General features: G+C 61.8%; 10 protein-coding genes and 1 pseudogene. 7 read left to right on the forward strand and 4 right to left on the reverse strand.

Features of this window, described 5'->3' with window-relative positions; translation table 11 throughout:
- Window positions 1-312: 312 nt before the first annotated feature.
- Entirely contained in the window at window positions 313-1,746 is a 1,434-nt protein-coding gene (locus PLL20_00810) for a tRNA modification GTPase (GenBank protein HPD28506.1), read from the reverse strand.
- A 197-nt stretch (window positions 1,747-1,943) separates the two neighbouring features.
- Here PLL20_00810 and PLL20_00815 point away from each other — a divergent pair, with 197 nt between their 5' ends.
- Window positions 1,944-3,161: a hypothetical protein gene (locus PLL20_00815; GenBank protein ID HPD28507.1), complete on the forward strand. Its 1,218-nt coding sequence runs from the start codon at window positions 1,944-1,946 to the stop codon at window positions 3,159-3,161.
- A 20-nt stretch (window positions 3,162-3,181) separates the two neighbouring features.
- Here PLL20_00815 and PLL20_00820 read toward each other — a convergent pair whose 3' ends face one another.
- Window positions 3,182-4,114, reverse strand: coding sequence for a nucleoside hydrolase (locus PLL20_00820; protein ID HPD28508.1), 933 nt, complete (start codon window positions 4,112-4,114; stop codon window positions 3,182-3,184).
- A gap of 145 nt (window positions 4,115-4,259) precedes the next feature.
- On the opposite strand from PLL20_00820, the gene galK reads away from it, so the two are divergent.
- Entirely contained in the window at window positions 4,260-5,432 is a 1,173-nt protein-coding gene (gene galK / locus PLL20_00825) for a galactokinase (protein ID HPD28509.1), read from the forward strand.
- 44 nt (window positions 5,433-5,476) lie between these two features.
- Window positions 5,477-6,514 (forward strand): anthranilate phosphoribosyltransferase, encoded by a 1,038-nt coding sequence (trpD, locus tag PLL20_00830; protein ID HPD28510.1) that lies wholly within the window; start codon window positions 5,477-5,479, stop codon window positions 6,512-6,514.
- A gap of 102 nt (window positions 6,515-6,616) precedes the next feature.
- Here the strand turns inward: trpD and PLL20_00835 are convergent, their stop codons facing one another.
- Both PLL20_00835 and PLL20_00840 read right to left on the reverse strand, forming a co-directional pair.
- A complete protein-coding gene (locus tag PLL20_00835) occupies window positions 6,617-8,146 on the reverse strand; it encodes a hypothetical protein (protein HPD28511.1) in 1,530 nt (509 codons plus the stop codon).
- 225 nt (window positions 8,147-8,371) lie between these two features.
- Window positions 8,372-8,698 (reverse strand): annotated as a pseudogene (locus PLL20_00840) (putative metalloprotease CJM1_0395 family protein).
- 543 nt (window positions 8,699-9,241) lie between these two features.
- Here PLL20_00840 and purM point away from each other — a divergent pair.
- The 4 genes from purM to PLL20_00860 all read left to right on the forward strand — a co-directional run bounded on the left by purM (window position 9,242) and on the right by PLL20_00860 (window position 15,267).
- The gene (gene purM / locus PLL20_00845; GenBank protein ID HPD28512.1) at window positions 9,242-10,315 is read left to right on the forward strand and encodes a phosphoribosylformylglycinamidine cyclo-ligase; all 1,074 of its coding nucleotides are present in this window, start codon (window positions 9,242-9,244) and stop codon (window positions 10,313-10,315) included.
- A gap of 478 nt (window positions 10,316-10,793) precedes the next feature.
- Window positions 10,794-12,254: a sigma-54 dependent transcriptional regulator gene (locus PLL20_00850; GenBank protein ID HPD28513.1), complete on the forward strand. Its 1,461-nt coding sequence runs from the start codon at window positions 10,794-10,796 to the stop codon at window positions 12,252-12,254.
- Window positions 12,255-12,597: 343 nt separating this feature from the next.
- Window positions 12,598-13,023: a TraR/DksA family transcriptional regulator gene (locus PLL20_00855; protein ID HPD28514.1), complete on the forward strand. Its 426-nt coding sequence runs from the start codon at window positions 12,598-12,600 to the stop codon at window positions 13,021-13,023.
- A gap of 240 nt (window positions 13,024-13,263) precedes the next feature.
- Window positions 13,264-15,267 (forward strand): DNA topoisomerase VI subunit B, encoded by a 2,004-nt coding sequence (locus PLL20_00860; GenBank protein HPD28515.1) that lies wholly within the window; start codon window positions 13,264-13,266, stop codon window positions 15,265-15,267.
- The last annotated feature ends 184 nt before the right edge of the window (window positions 15,268-15,451 follow it).

The raw sequence follows: 15,451 nt of genomic DNA on the forward strand, positions 1-15,451 counted from the left end.
ACTCAGCGAAGAGACGACCGCCGCAGCCTCGCACTGATGGGGCCGTTCACGGCACGCACTGTCAGGCGCCAGCCGCGGCTGATGCTTGCTTCGGCTTATTTCTTCTTGCGAGCCGGCTTCTTGGCCTTCTTCGCAGCCTTCTTGGCTTTCTTCTTTGCCACCGAAGTATCTCCTTTCTGGTAGCAGGCCCAAACGAACATCTCAACGCTTGTCAAAGAGCATTGGCGTTTCCTGAGATTTTCCTGCAAAAAATCCTCAAGTTTCAACGCCGTTCGTTATATCGACCAGTTGCACCGGGTCTCTTTACTATTTTCACTTGCCGATGCAGAAGCGAGAGAAGATCCGACCCAGCAGCTCCTCGGTTGCCACCTCCCCCACCAGCACCGACAGCCCGTTGATCGCTTCGCGAATCTCAACCGCGAGCAGCTCGGCAGCGTTCATCACCTCCCTGTTCTCCTCGCACAGGTGACGCGCACGACCCAATGCCTCATGGGCGATCCGAAGCGCCTGCCGCTGACGATCCGAAAGCATCACAACATCCGCCTCGCTCGATTCACCCGCCGCAAACAGGGTCCTCCCGATCTCCTCGCGAAGCAAATCGAGACCCAGCCCTGTGACCGCGCTGACAACCCGGACCGGTGCGGCTCCTTGCAACTCTGCCGCCAGACGATCCGACTCGATCTCCCCGACCAGATCGGCCTTGCTGAGCGCAACGCACATCGGTCGCGGCGGCAGAATGCGCCGCAGTAATTCAAGCGTTTCCCTCGGCGAATCCGTCGCGTCCACGACCGGAATCAGCATGGCGGCTCGCAACATCAAGCGACGAGCCGTGGCTTGTGCCTGCGCGTCCGGATGCCGATCCTCTTCATCAGCCGATTCACCGATGCCCGCCTCCAGGCCCGCCGCATCCAGCAACATCACTTCGCCCCCCGGAACGTTCAACGGAACCGAGAGCACGTCACGCGTCGTACCGGGCATCGCCGACTGAATCGCCCGGTCCATGCCCGTAAGCACATTCATCAGCGTGCTCTTCCCCGCGTTGGGCCGGCCCACGAGCATCACCTCGGGCAGGGTCTCAAGCCGCTCGATGGAGGGGGCCTGATGAATCAGCAAAGCCAGCTCCTCATATACGCGGCTCACCACCTCCGCTACCCGTTGCGGCGCCACGAACTCAACCGCTTCTTCGGAGAAGTCGATTTCCGCTTCGATAAGAGCCAGCAGATCGATCAGTTGCTCGCGCAGCTCATTGGAGCGTCGACTCAAACGGCCGTGCAGGAGTGCCTCCGAAGCACGCAACTGCGAGTCATTGCGGGCATGGATGATCCCCGCAACACCCTCGACGCGAGTCAGGTCCATCGCCCCGGAGAAAAACGCCCGGGCGGTGAACTCGCCGGGCTCGGCCGGCCGTGCGCCGGCGCTGGTCAAGCGCTCCAAAACCGCCCCAAGCACCGCCGGCGAGCCGATGGTATGAAGCTCGATCACGTCCTGGCGCGTGTAGCTGGCGGGCGCACGAAACGTGTATGCCTCCGCGGGCACTGAGGCCGTCGCCTCCATCCACAATCGGCCGGCGACCCGACGATGGCCGGCCAACTCCGCCACAGATCGCCCATCGTTGCAAGTGAACACACCCGCGGCCAAGCCGAACGCACCCGGCCCGCTGAGCCGTAGGATCCCCCGCACGCCGGTCCCGGCCGGAGACGAAACGGCCACAATGGTGTCGTCCAACTGGTGGAACATCGCACACATGATACGCGATCGGATGGGGAGTCTGTTAGTCTATTGGTCTGTTAGTCTGCCCGTCTGTTGGGGTGCCATACTCCCGGGATCCCTGCCTGCTGAACCGTTGCGTCTGGGACGGACTGGGGATCTCAAATTGGAGATTTCAGATTGCGGACGGAATTGACCGCCCTTAGCATACTGGCCGGGCCAGACGGATACCTTCAATGGAAGTACACGGGCAATCCGATGTTGCGAAAGCCGACGAGGTGTCGGCTGCGACATCATTGCAGGCCGATTCCGTCCCGCATGACGACCCCCTCGCCGACGCATCATGCCTTCACTGCGGCTACTCCCTGCGCGGGCTCACAGAGAATCGCTGCCCGGAATGCGGTGCTCCATTCGACCGGCAGGAGATGGCGAGCAGTTACCTGCCGGAATGGCCCCGGCTGATGGTCTGGTACCTTACGGCTGCCTGCATGACCGCTTTTCTCCAACTGCTCTCGCACGGGCTGTGGGCCGTCGGTTCCGGAGGGGCCGGATTGCCCCTTTTTGAGATGGGCGGGGCGATCGGCTACCTGTTCCAGCCGGTAGTGACGCTCCTGATCGCCCCCTTCGCAATCATCGGGCTGCTGCGAAAGACCGACTGGGGCCGCAAGGCCGCCATCGGTTTGTTCGTGGTCCAGTCCTTGCCGCTGCTGCCTGTCTCCATCTACATCATCTCCAGGCTCGTCTCGCCCAGCCCGTACATCGGATTCGTCGCGCCAGGAATCATCGAGTTCATACCCGCGTGGAACTTCGCCGCTCAGGTGTCTCTCCCATCCATCTTGCTCGCCTGCGTCCTCTCAACCCGGCTTCGGCGAAGGTCCCTGCGTCGCAGTGCGTCTGACCCACCGCTTGTTCTGTCTCGCGCGGCCTTCTTGCCCAGCAACGACTGGCCACTCGTACTCGTCAGCCTGCTGACCGCAGGAGCCTTCACGCACTTCGGCTCCCTGGGGACAAAGGCGCTGTGGCTTGTCGCTTTGTCTGACGGCACAGTAAGTGTCCGTGGCTCCTGGGCCAACATCGTGACCTCAATGGCATGTTGGATGCTTCTGACAGCCCTCCAGTGCGGGTGGCTCATATGGATCGCCCGCGAGATTGGGAGAAGACCAGCCTCAGCTCAGCAGCGACTCAAGTCCTTTCTCATCGTGGCCTTCGTCAGCAACGTCGCCGGCCACGTCATCAACGTGGTTTTCACACCCGAGCGGTACTCCTTATCCTCGCCGGAATCCGCTGCTCTCCACGTATCGGGATCGGCCGTATACACCCTGGCCTCGCTGGCGATACCACTCGCCCTGTACCTCTATGCCTCGCGCGCACTGCCGCCCGAGGCCGTCGCTCGCGTGGCACGACCACAGGAGAAAATGACAACCGCTACCCGGCATTCTTCGGCTGAAAGCTGATCGCTGATAACTGACGGCTTTCAAACCACAAACTTCTCCTGGCTGAGCTGCTCCAGCATGTTCTCCATGAATTCGCCGACGTTGACGGAAATGACCACGCCGATCTGGCGGGATTTGTCCTTGACTACCACCGGTTTGCACCGCCCCGCCTGCTCACCCGAAACAATGACCTCCAGCCCCATCCTCGATCGCATGAACAGCTTCGGCCAGAGCAGTACGCCCATCGCAACCGCGTCGTGCACAACGAACGAGCCTGGCAACGCATCCGCCGTCTCACGTTCCATCGGCAACCGGATCATGCGGCCCAGCAGGTCCCCCGCCCGCGTCCCCCCCCGAGACAGGTGAGCGGTGTGAGATTCATCCATCGCCACCTGCCGCGTCACATCCAGCGGCACCACCGTCAGCGGCAACCCCGCCGATAACACCGCCGCGGCCGCCGCCGGGTCGCGGTAAAAATTGAACTCAGCCCAGCGGGTAACATTGCCCGGACACCAGATAGCCCCGCCCATGACGACGATCTGGCCCACCTTGGCCAAAACCTCCGGCTTCTCCTGCAACACCGCCGCAAGATTGGTCAGCGGACCAAGGGCTAACACCGTCAGCGAGTGGCCATGCTGCTCGGCAAGCCGCTCGTAAAGCTCCAGGAATTCGCCCGGCGCAAAATCGGGCGGCACTGCCAGCTCGATTCCGCCCAGGCCATCCTCGCCGAACACGTGCGTCGCATCTCTCAACTGCGAAACTCGCTGCCCCAAACCACGGGCCACCTGAGGCAACGACTCCGGCACCAGACCGCCGAGCAGACGCCCGATGTTGGCCGTCGCCTGTTCGATCGACACGTTGCCCGCCACGCTGACCAGACCCGCTACTTGGATTTCACTGGAACTGAGTGCCAGCGCAATCGCCACGGCATCATCCACACCCATGTCCGTGTCTATCAGAACCGGCCGGAACATGACAGGTCCACCAATTCCCTGGGCCTCCACCGCCCCCAGTATAGGGCGGGCACCTCGCCGCTCCATCTTCGGGTACACGCCTGGGCGTTTCTTGACAGGCCTGAACTGACGCCCTACAGTCGCACCGCCTATTGTTGAGGAGATCATGAGCATGGTCAATACCGGCGAACTGAAGGACCTGCACGCCCGCCTTTACCCGGGTTCGGCCCCACGCGTGGCCGTGCGGGCGCCAGGTCGGGTAAACCTCATCGGCGAACACACCGATTACAACGACGGCTGCGTCCTGCCGATCGCCATGTCTCAGGCCTTGTACGTCACCGCAAGCCCCTCGCCCGACGGCCGCATCGCCGTGCATTCCAACGCGTTCAATGAGACGGTCGAGTTTCCCGCCGACAATCCCGGCTCGCCGTGCGATCCTGCGTGGGCAAACTACGTCCGCGGTGTCGCAGCCATGCTCATCCGTCAGGGAATCCCCCTCAAACCCTGCCGCCTCGCCATCCACAGCGATGTCCCCTTGGGCGCCGGCGTGAGCAGCTCGGCCGCCCTTGAGGTCGGCTCCGCCTTGGCCCTGTTGGCAATGGCTGAGCAACGCATCCAGGCCATCCCCCTGGCCCTGCTGGCTCGCCAGGCCGAGCATGAGTACGCCCATTCGCCATGCGGCATCATGGACCAGTTTATCTGCGTCCTCGGGAAAGCCCGCCATGCACTGATGCTCGATTGCCGCTCACAAACCTACGAGCAGATTCCTCTGCCTTTCGAGAACACTACGCTGGTTATTATGAATACGCAGGTGAAGCACGCCATCGGATCCAGCCAATACCCCGTCCGGCAGAAACAGTGCCGCGAGGGGCTGACCATCCTCCAGCGATCCGACCCCAGGCTGATCGCCTTGCGCGATGCCCACATGGGCATGCTTCTTCAGCACCGGTCCCGCATGGACGAAGTGGTCTTCCGGCGATGCCGCCATGTCATCACAGAAATCGCTCGCGTGCCGCTGGCCGCCGAAGCCATGAAGGCCGGCGACGCCGCGACCTTCGGCCGGCTCATGTTCGAATCCCACCAGTCCCTGAAGGATGATTATGAGGTGTCTTGCACCGAACTCGATACCTTGGTCGATATCGCCCGGCAGGTACCCGGGGTTTATGGCGCCCGGATGACCGGCGGCGGTTTCGGTGGCTGCGCAATCGCCTTGATCGACAGCGGCTCCGAACACGCTTTGCGAGCCGCCGTCAAGAACAAGTACGACACACGCTTCGAGCAGCCCGCGATTGTCTACACCACCACGGCCTCGGAGGGCGCAACCATCATCCCGCTTTGATAACGCCTGCTTCCCCGCAGGCTCCGACTGTGACGGAGAAAACAATGACCATCTCGATCCATGAAATCATCGCTCACCTCAGTGCCGGTCGCCACCTGTCGCGGGAACACATGCGCGAAATCTTCGAACTCATCATGACCGGCCGGGTCGAGCCCGGACCAATGGGCGACTTCCTCAAAGCCCTTGCCTCCAAGGGTGAGACCGTCGATGAAATCGCCGGCGCAGCCGACGTGATGAACGAAAAGGTCACGCGCGTCCGATGTGATGCCGATTGCATTGATACCTGCGGCACCGGCGGCGACAGAATCAGTACGCTCAACGTCTCATCCACTGCGGCCATCATCGCCGCTGCCGCCGGCGCTGTCGTCGCCAAGCACGGCAATCGAACAAACACCCGCATCAGCGGATCGGCCGAGGTGTTCGCCGCTTTAGGTGTGAATCTCGACGCGCCCGTCCCCGTCCTCGAACGCTGCCTGCGGGATTGCGGCATCGCCTTCCTGTATGCACCCAACTTGCACCCGGCAATGAGATATGCCGGTCCCGTCCGCAAACAACTGGGTATCCGCACAATCTTTAACTATCTCGGACCATTCACCAATCCCGCGGGGGCCAGACGGCAAGTCATGGGAGTCGCCCGTCCCGAAATGACCGAAACACTGGCCGGCGTGCTCGCCGCCCGCGGGGCAACCCTCGCCTGGGTCGTCACCGGATATACCGGCGTCGCCGACCATCCATATCTCTGCGATATCACCATCACCGGCAACACCAAGGTCAGCGAGGTCCGCAACGGACAAGTCAGAACCTTCACGATCAATCCGTCCGATGTCGGCTTCGACATGGCCCCACTCGATTCCCTGTTGATCGATTCCGTACAGGCCAGTGCCGACGCCGTCCTTGCCATCCTTTCGGGTCGGGACCAAGGCCCTCGTCGCCAACACGCCTTACTCAACGCCGGCGCCGCCCTGGTTGTCGCCGGTCTGGCCCCCGACCTGCCGGCCGCCATCGCCAAAGCTGCCCAGACCCTTGACTCCGGCGCCGCCATGGCCAAGTTGGAGCAGTTGGTAAGAACGTCCAAGGCTTGAACCCGGCTGAAACCTTCCCACCGGCAGGGCAGGGTTTTGGTCGCCGCGACGACCGCGACCTCACGCGGACTTGGCTCCGGCCCACCCTGTTCGCGAGCGTTCTCAGTGACGGCTTTCGAGCCTGTCAAGCGGCACACCCAGCCGAACAAGCTCCCCGCGCAAATCCTCCATCCGGACCATCTCAGGTAAGCGACCATTCATCGACATGCTGAAACCCGTTGAGCTCGGCCTGCGCAGGTTGCCGTGCGCGGCCGTAAGATGAACGATGCTCGACATGAACGCGCTGCCGCAATGGTAGCCGTCCTGCGTGGACACCAGCACGTCAGGAGTATGCTGAACCAACCCGTGGAAAGCCCGCCATAGCCGATGCACGACGTCGGGGTAGCTGTGAGTCGCCGTTGCCTCCTTCAGCACTCCGTCACCGGCGAAACCATCAGCGTCCACCTTGCCCTCGGCCCGCAACGACGCGTAGATCGGCAGGAGATCGAGCGGGTCGCCGAAGTCGGCCCGGTACGCGAATCGACCCGCCGAATGCGTGATCCGCGCACGCCCCGTCCGGCTCAGAACGACAAGATTATCCGAGGCATCGCGATAGGCGGTCAGTTCCACGCCCTCGATCCCCAAAACGTCTCGTGCAACTTCCGCCGCCTCTCGTGTGTGAATCACGGCGCAACTCACCATCCCAAACTCGGGCACCACTACGTCGCCGGAACGTTCAAGCCCCCTCCCGGGACGATAGCCGAACTCCGCCAGCAGCCTGCTCAGAGGAATTCGCTTGCTGCTCGAATAATGGTGACCGTGATCCGAAAGAAGGCTGATCCGTACGCGACCGCGGGACTCAAATACCAGTTGCCGGCAAAAACGGTCCAACTGGATCAAGCCCGCTTGATGCCCGTCACGCCCGACTCTGGCTCCAAGAGCCGACGTCCCAACGATGTAGGCGATCACCCGCGGTCCGCCGCTCCCCCGAAAGTGCTCCTGCACCTGTCGAAGCTCGTGCAGGTACCATTTCTTCGCCCCAAGATAGACCGATACGTGAGTCGCCGGCTCCAGATGCCAGTCCACAAGATCCATCCAGGGAACATTCTCCTTGCTCGCATAGGCGACGTACCCGTTCCTGAGCTGCTCCCCGTCGAAGTACTCCGACTCCACACCCGGGCAGGGCGAAACGCCGAAAAAGTCTGACAGACACAAATCGGTCATCACCGGAAACGGGCTGATGACCCGACTCGGCTGCGAAAACAGGCGAAAACGACCTTCGGCCCACAGACTCTCCACCATCGCAAACGGAACGCTGTCCAGGATCATGATCAGATGACGCCGTTCCTGCTCAGGAACGTCAGCCAGCACGACCCACGCGTCGCGATCGTCAAGGCAGCCGTCCTTGTTGTCGTCAAATCGGATAGCCTCGACGACCCCCGTCGCATTCACGCGTTCGCTGCAATCGGCTTTGCCGTCACCCGTCGTGTCATAACCCTGCTCCACGCTCCCGTCGACCCCGACTCGAACGACCATGGGCGTCACCGGGAACAGCTCCGGGCCCGGGCCCGGAAGCGCGCAACCGACCAGCGCCGACACGACGCAATTGAGAACAACCACCCTCCGCACCGTAAGACAAAACCATCTGAACATAACTGGGTCCGACTCAACAACAATCACCTGGCGATCTCTGCTAATACGCGGCTTTGTGATGTGGATGGAATGCTAAATGGCGGCGAGTCAGATGGCAATATCCAGTAGAAACCCTGCCGGGCTGCCTTCGCCGGCTGCTTCGTCGGTATAGCGGCGTTCGGTGCTGCTCTCCTGACCAGCAACACCGTCGCCGGACAACCCCTCACTGGATGCCCCCTCGGTCTTCTTCTCGGCCAGCTCGGCGCGTGCCTTGGCTTCAATACGACCGGCTTGTGCTGCCACCAGCCGGTCCTGAGATGACGGCTGGGCCGGGGCCAAAGCTGCCCGCCGAATCTGCTGCATCTTGGCGATCGTAGCCTGCGGATCACCCGGCACCGGCGAGAGGTCTACGGAAACCTCACCGCCGACGGCATACGGACGGCCATCCGGGCCGGTCTGATAGCTGTAGCTGGCGCTGCCCGCGCATTGCCCACCGGCCGCCTTGTGAGCCTGCTCGTGTGCGCGGACCTCCCGGTCGCGCTCTTTGAGCTTCTCCAGCTTCTCTTCCTCCTCGGCGGTCAGCACCTTGCCCAAATCAACCAACCCGCCTTGTGTCTCCCCTCCCAAGGCACGCTCGGTTGCGACCCAGCTCGGTGACGCCCATCCGTCTTGGCCGCTGATCTCCACTCCGCAAAGTGGGCAAGTCCGGCCTTCCTCATGGATGTGCCCCGCTGACAGCTCCAGCCGGTCTCCGTCCCTCGGCTGCGGCTTGGGCTCAGGCCTGACTTGAGACAGACCAGAGACGCGCCGCAGCGCGACCGGCGCGACTATCCCAGCAGCTAGGGCCGATAATCCGGCAATCGCGTCAAGCATCTTCAGGCTCGATACGTGGCCTTTCGTATCACGTGCTTCGGCTCGCTGAATGAGCTTCTCAAGATAACGGTGGCAGAAAGCTGTCGCCGTTCAGCGGCCGGCAATCAGCCGCCCCACCTCCCAGCGGGCGCGAAACTGAACTCACAGGACCTGGCCTTGATTCCTCCTTCATCCTGCCGTCTTCATCCTTCACTTGCCCTTGTCGGAGTTGTCTGCCCCCTGCCCGCCCGTTAGATTGTCGGGATGGGCAAACGCAAAAAGACGATCACTTACAAAGACAGCGGCGTGGACATCGACGCGAACGACGTCATGGTCGAGCTGATCAAGCCCATCGTTCGCAGCACCTACGGCCCCCGCGTGTTCGGCAAGCACGGCGGTTTCGCCGGCCTGTTCCGCCTCGATTACTGCGAAGCTCTGTTCAAACGCAACTACAAGGAGCCCGTCCTCGTCGCCTGCACCGACGGCGTCGGCAGCAAAATTCTGCTGGCCCGCGACTCCGGTCACTACGACACCGTCGGCATTGACCTGGTGGCCATGAACGTCAACGACATGCTGACCCTCGGGGCCGAGCCCCTCTTCTTTCTCGATTACGTGGCTGTTAACAAGCTTGATCCCAAACGTGTCGCCCAGATCGTGGCCGGAATCGCCGCCGGATGCCGCGAATCAGATTGCTCCCTCATCGGCGGCGAGACGGCTGAGCTGCCCGACATCTACAAACCCGACGACTTCGATCTGGCCGGATTTGCCGTCGGCGTAGTCGAACGAAAGAAGATCATCGACGGTTCCGAAATCGAGGCCGGCGACTTGATCATCGGCCTGCCCTCGACCGGCCTCCATTCCAACGGCTACGCTCTCGCCCGGCGGCTGGTCTTCAAAGAAGCCCGGCTTAAGTATGATTCAGTAGTGCCGATGATCGGCGGGCCGATCGGCGACGAGCTCCTCCGTCCAACGCGGATCTACGTTATGCCCGTGCTCGACCTTCTGCACAACTATAGGGTCAAGCGCGTCGTCCGCGGCATGGCCCACATCACTGGCGGCGGCCTGCCCGGCAACGTCGACCGCGTCATCCCCGACGGCCTCAAGGCCGTGATCAACACTAAGAGCTGGACGCCCCCGCCTGTTTTCCGCTACCTGCAATCCCTCGGCGTGAGACGCGACGAAATGTTCCGGGTCTTCAACATGGGAATAGGCTACATCCTCATCGTCCGACCGGCCTTCGCCCACTCCATCGTCGGTCGCTTCCGCCGCCGCCATCAACTTGACGCCCTCATCATCGGCCGGATCGAAAAAGGCCCGACCACCGTGGAACTCGTTTAGCTATCGGTCATGGTGATCGGGCCATCAGCAATTGCTCGGCCCACCTGCTCCGCAACCCGCACCACCTCCGGATCACCACGTGTGTTCTCGTCCCGCACCGAGCACCCGGACAGACTGCGCGCTCTTTGACAACCAAAGATTGGTCGCTCAGCACGAAAACCCCGCGGCTCGTCCAGCGAAACAAACCCAAATGTCAAAATGGAGAATCTCTCCCCCTCGCTTGTTTTTCCGAAGCCTCAAATCTGAAATCCCTGATCTCCCTCTCCCCGACCGCGCTGAACGAACCCACCGTGGATAACTCCGCAACACCCGTTCTCGGCGGAGATTAGGGCAGGAATCTGCCCTTCGCAAGGCTCAATCCGGCCATCCTCCCAATACCCTCTCGGAGACCTTGTGACCGCACCAACCCCGATGGCGAACCGAACACTCCGCGACATCACACCTTCAATCCCATTCGCGCTACCGTTAGGATGACGTCATGGCTGGAAGCATTCTTCTCGTTGACGCCGACCCCCAAATCCGGCAGCTGGTCGAATCGGCCTGCTCCGACCTCTCAGTCGCCCTGAGGGTCGTCGAAACGCTCGACGAGGCTTTCCAGACCATCGAGGCGTCGCCCCCCGACGTCACCCTCCTTGATATGGGTTCCCCCGAAGGAGCCGGCCTTACGATGCTCGTGCAGCTTCGAGCCCGATGGCCAAGGCTTTGTGCCGTCCTGATCGCCGAGCGGGCCCGCAGCGACCAGGCCATTGAGGCCATCAAACACGGGGCCATCGATTATCTCCTCAAGCCGCTTCGCCGCGAGGATCTCATCCATCACCTCAGCAACGCCCTGCGGATCAGCCACGACATGATCGTCCCTGCGGTTTACGAAAGCTCCGATCGCGACCAGCCTGTTGACCGAATCGTGGGACAGTCTCCGGCGATCCACGAAGTCTTCAAACTCATTGGCCTGATTGCCCCTCGTGAAGTGAACGTACTCATCACCGGCGAAAGCGGCACCGGAAAGGAACTCGTCGCCCGGGCCATCTATCAGCACAGCCGGCGAAAAGATCGGCCCTTCCTCGCCGTCAACTGCGCCGCCATCCCCGAAACGCTGCTCGAGAGCGAGCTCTTCGGAAACGAAAAAGGCGCCTACACCGGCGCCGACGTCCGCCGCATCGGCAAGTTCGAGCAGTGCAACTCCGGCACCCTCCTGCTCGACGAAATCGGCGATCTGCCCCTCTCCACCCAGGCCAAGCTGCTTCGAGTCCTTCAGGATGGCACCTTCCAGCGACTTGGCGGGAACGAAACGATCCACTGCGACGTGCGAATCCTCGCCTCTACAAACCAACCCATCGAGCAAATGATCGCCGAACGACGCTTCCGCCAGGACCTTTTTTATCGCCTCAAAGTCGCTTCCATCCACCTGCCCCCTCTGCGGGATCGCGACGTCGACGCCGTCCTGCTGGCCCACTATTTCGTTCGTCGATTCAACCCCCAGATCGGCTCGAACGTGCAGAAGTTCTCCCCCGAGGTGATCTCCGCGTTCCTGAACTACCCCTGGCCGGGCAACGTCCGCGAGCTGGAGAATGTGATCAAGGCCTCCCTCGTTGTCGCCCGCGGTTCCGTGTTCCAGATCGGGTTCTTGCCGGAGCCCATTCGCGCCTGTGCCCGGGCTGGAGCACCCGCGCCCCTCGAGCCCCAGCCCGACGCCCACACTGAGGCCCGCGAACCCCATCTTCGAGAACTGTGTGCCCGGTTACTCGATCATCAGCAGTTCCATGGTCAGCTATATGAGCGAGTAATTCAGACCGCCGAGCGGGAGGTCATCCGCGCCTGCCTGGCACGCACCAACGGCCAAATGGCCCCAGCCGCAAGGCTCCTGGGAATCACCCGAACCACCCTCCGAAAAAAAATGGCAGAGCTCAACATCAAGATCCGCAGGTCAGTCTCAGAATGAATAAATAACGATCTTCGTGGACGTTTAGCGATCTACGTGGCTATTTACTAGCCAGATATGGCCGACACTGTCTCGCCTCCCGTTTTCTTAAACTATTGTTTCAAAATCACTTACAGAAACAAGTGAGGCTTGGACCATTGGCACGGCAGATGCCAGATCTGGAACCTGCGGAGAGCCTGTCTGTTCGACAACCCTCGTGCGCGGCTTTGGGGAGTCAACTGTCCACAAGGGTTGTCGAACTGTTGGCGGATTCCGGGATCAGGATGGCTTCATGGACCGGCTCCGGTTACCGCTGGCACGACGGCCCCGGGGAGGGCAGCATCAGCCGAAGGAGGACTTGCCAATGACAGGGTATACAACATCTGCGGATTGGAGAACCGATACGCCTCCCTCCGGCATTCCTGTGCCCGCTCGCGTCACTGAAGGGCGCGGTGATTCTTCATTGCCATTGGAGATCTTGGATGAATTGCGCCAGATTCTCCTTGAACGCCGCGCGTCCCTCTCCCAACAGCTTGCTGCACTCGAAGCAGAGGCAGCCGTCTGCCAATCCCGCCTGTCAAGCAGCCCGGCAGACCCCGCAGACAGGCGACGGGCCGCCTGGGAGTGCGCTCTCTCCCGCACCAACATCAACCGCAAAACGAGCCTTCTGTGGGAAGTCGACCAGGTGCTTCGGCGCATGGACGAAGGAACCTACGGTTTCGACGTGACGACGGGAGCCCCCATCCCGATCGAACGGCTCCGTGAGATTCCGTGGGCAAGACACGCGTGAATACCCCAGCCGAGAACGGCTTGATCCCCATTCCCCCTGAGTTGAAACTCTTCGCAACGCCCGCCGACTACACTGTGGGTGTTCTTCTTGCCCCCCAACAGCCGATGTACACTTCAGAACGACGTGGCGGCAGGCTCGGCACGCCCGTAGGTGGTTGCATCAACAGCCCGGCGTCATATCATGGTGCCGGATGGGAGAGCTTGTGGAGAGAATTGACCCTGAGCCAGGGACGGCTTCCCTATGGTGAAGCACAAAAAGCATTCGGACGGCGGACAGATGCTCATGGCGTTTGCGTCGCCCGCAAACGCCGGTAAAGGCAACGGGAACAGGACGACATCTCCTGCTGCGGCCCAATCAGCCGCCAAGGCAGCCGACGCGCATTCGACACCGCGATCGACCGCCAAGCCCGGCCCGAAGTCCGGCCGCGACGACACCGATGACAGAAAGCCCGCCCGTTCCAGGACAACACACGCCACGGCCGAGTCCATGGCCAAGATGCAGCGAGACATCTCCGTCTCCGAGTTCTTCGCCAAAAACCGGCACCTCTTGGGTTTCGACAACAAGCGCAAGGCCCTGCTGATGTGCGTCAAGGAAGCCGTCGACAACGCCCTCGATGCATGCGAGGAGGCCGGCCATCTGCCGGAAATCGAAGTCCGGATCGCACAGACCGCCGAAGAACGCTTCCGGGTGACCGTCAAGGACAATGGCCCCGGCATCGTCAAACAGCAAATCCCCAACGTGTTTGGAAAGCTGCTCTACGGGTCCAAGTTCCATCGACTCAAGATGTCCCGCGGCCAACAGGGCATAGGCATCTCCGCGGCCGGCATGTACGGCCTGCTCACCACCGGCAAGAGCGTCAAGATCACCTCGCGGATTTCACCGAAGAAAGACGCTCACTACTACGAGATCCAGATCGACACAAAGAAGAACGCGCCCAACATCGTCAAGGATGAAACCATCAAGGTCGACTGGGACACCGGTACTCAGGTCGAGATCGAACTCGCCGGTTCATACAACAAAGGCCGGCAGTCGGTCGATGAGTACATCGAGCAAACCGCCATCGCCAATCCGCACGTCCGGATCCACTTCCGCCCGCCGGTCGGCGAACCCGTCACTTACGACCGCGGCACCGACGTCATGCCCGCGCAGACCCAGGAGATCAAACCCCACCCACATGGCGTCGAACTCGGACTGCTGATCAAAATGCTTCACGATACCAAGTCTCACTGGCTCAGCGGTTTTCTTCAGAGCGAATTCTGCCGCGTCGGGCCGAAGGTTGCCGAGGAGATCTGCCAGGCCGCCAGGCTCAGCCCCAGGGCCCACCCGAAGCGCATCGCCCGCCAGGAAGCCGAGAAGCTTTACGAGGCAATCCAGAAAACCAAGCTGATGTCGCCGCCGACCAACTGCCTGGCACCCATCGGTGCCGAGCAGATCCTGACCGGCCTGCTCAAAGGCGTGAAAGCCGAGTTCTTCACCGCCTCGACGCGCCCCCCTGCCGTCTATCGCGGAAACCCCTTCCAAATCGAGGTGGGACTGGCCTACGGCGGCTCGCTGGGACCCGACCCGAAGGCCGAAAATGAAGGCGACTCCGAAGTGGCCGTCGATGCCCTGAGGGCCTTCAGACGCGGCGGTAAGCTCAAGACCGGCAACGGCAACGGCTCCGGCTCGCAGATGCTGGCCCGGGTGATCCGCTTCGCCAACCGCGTCCCGTTGCTCTACCAACAGTCGGCTTGCTGCATGTACAAGAGCGTTATTGACGTCGATTGGCGCCGTTACGGCTTGTCCCAGAGCAGCGGGGCCTTGCCGCAGGCCCCGATGGTGGTGCTCGTCCATATGGCCAGCGTGTGGGTTCCGTTTACCTCGGAGTCCAAGGAGGCCATCGCCGATTACGATGAGATACGCGCCGAGATCAAGCTGGCCCTGCAGGACTGCGGCCGAAAACTGTCCGCCTATCTCAACCGCCGGCGCAAAATGAAGTACCAGGGCGAGAGACGAAGCATCTTCGAGAAGTACATCACCGAGGTGGTCAACGCTTGCGCAACCATCAAACGAATCAACAGGACCGAGTTGTGCGAGAACCTCCTGGCTATGTCGAAGAAGGCGACTGCCCAGGCCGATGACCAGCTCGACAAACATGGCAAGCGCGTCGGCGGGGATTCCGAGTACGGCGAGAATACCGTGGTGGTCGAGCAGCAGGACGAGGCATCGGGCAATCCCGGTCCCCTTTTCCAGGCGACGGGGTGAGCCGGCTGCCGGGATCTCTCCGGCCCACGCCAACGGGAGACGCGACGCGTCGCCCGTCAGCCTCAAGCTCCGCAAAGCCGCTGGTCATGGTTTGTGGCACCAGAAACCGCTGGAATCGTGGCGTATGAAGATTGCTGATGTGACCACCTCGATGACTCCCGTGTGTTCCTCATGGGAGGTTGAG

The sequence above is a fragment of the Phycisphaerae bacterium genome, from assembly GCA_035384605.1.
Taxonomy (GTDB): domain Bacteria; phylum Planctomycetota; class Phycisphaerae; order UBA1845; family PWPN01; genus JAUCQB01.

Coding starts and splice junctions, on each gene's coding strand:
- galK (HPD28509.1), top strand. CDS start 4,260: ATGAGCATGGTCAATACCGGCGAACTGAAGGACCTGCACGCCCGCCTT.
- PLL20_00855 (HPD28514.1), top strand. CDS start 12,598: ATGACAGGGTATACAACATCTGCGGATTGGAGAACCGATACGCCTCCC.
- PLL20_00860 (HPD28515.1), top strand. CDS start 13,264: ATGGTGAAGCACAAAAAGCATTCGGACGGCGGACAGATGCTCATGGCG.
- PLL20_00820 (HPD28508.1), bottom strand. CDS start 4,114: ATGTTCCGGCCGGTTCTGATAGACACGGACATGGGTGTGGATGATGCC.
- PLL20_00810 (HPD28506.1), bottom strand. CDS start 1,746: ATGTGTGCGATGTTCCACCAGTTGGACGACACCATTGTGGCCGTTTCG.
- trpD (HPD28510.1), top strand. CDS start 5,477: ATGACCATCTCGATCCATGAAATCATCGCTCACCTCAGTGCCGGTCGC.
- PLL20_00835 (HPD28511.1), bottom strand. CDS start 8,146: ATGTTCAGATGGTTTTGTCTTACGGTGCGGAGGGTGGTTGTTCTCAAT.
- PLL20_00815 (HPD28507.1), top strand. CDS start 1,944: ATGGAAGTACACGGGCAATCCGATGTTGCGAAAGCCGACGAGGTGTCG.
- PLL20_00850 (HPD28513.1), top strand. CDS start 10,794: ATGGCTGGAAGCATTCTTCTCGTTGACGCCGACCCCCAAATCCGGCAG.
- purM (HPD28512.1), top strand. CDS start 9,242: ATGGGCAAACGCAAAAAGACGATCACTTACAAAGACAGCGGCGTGGAC.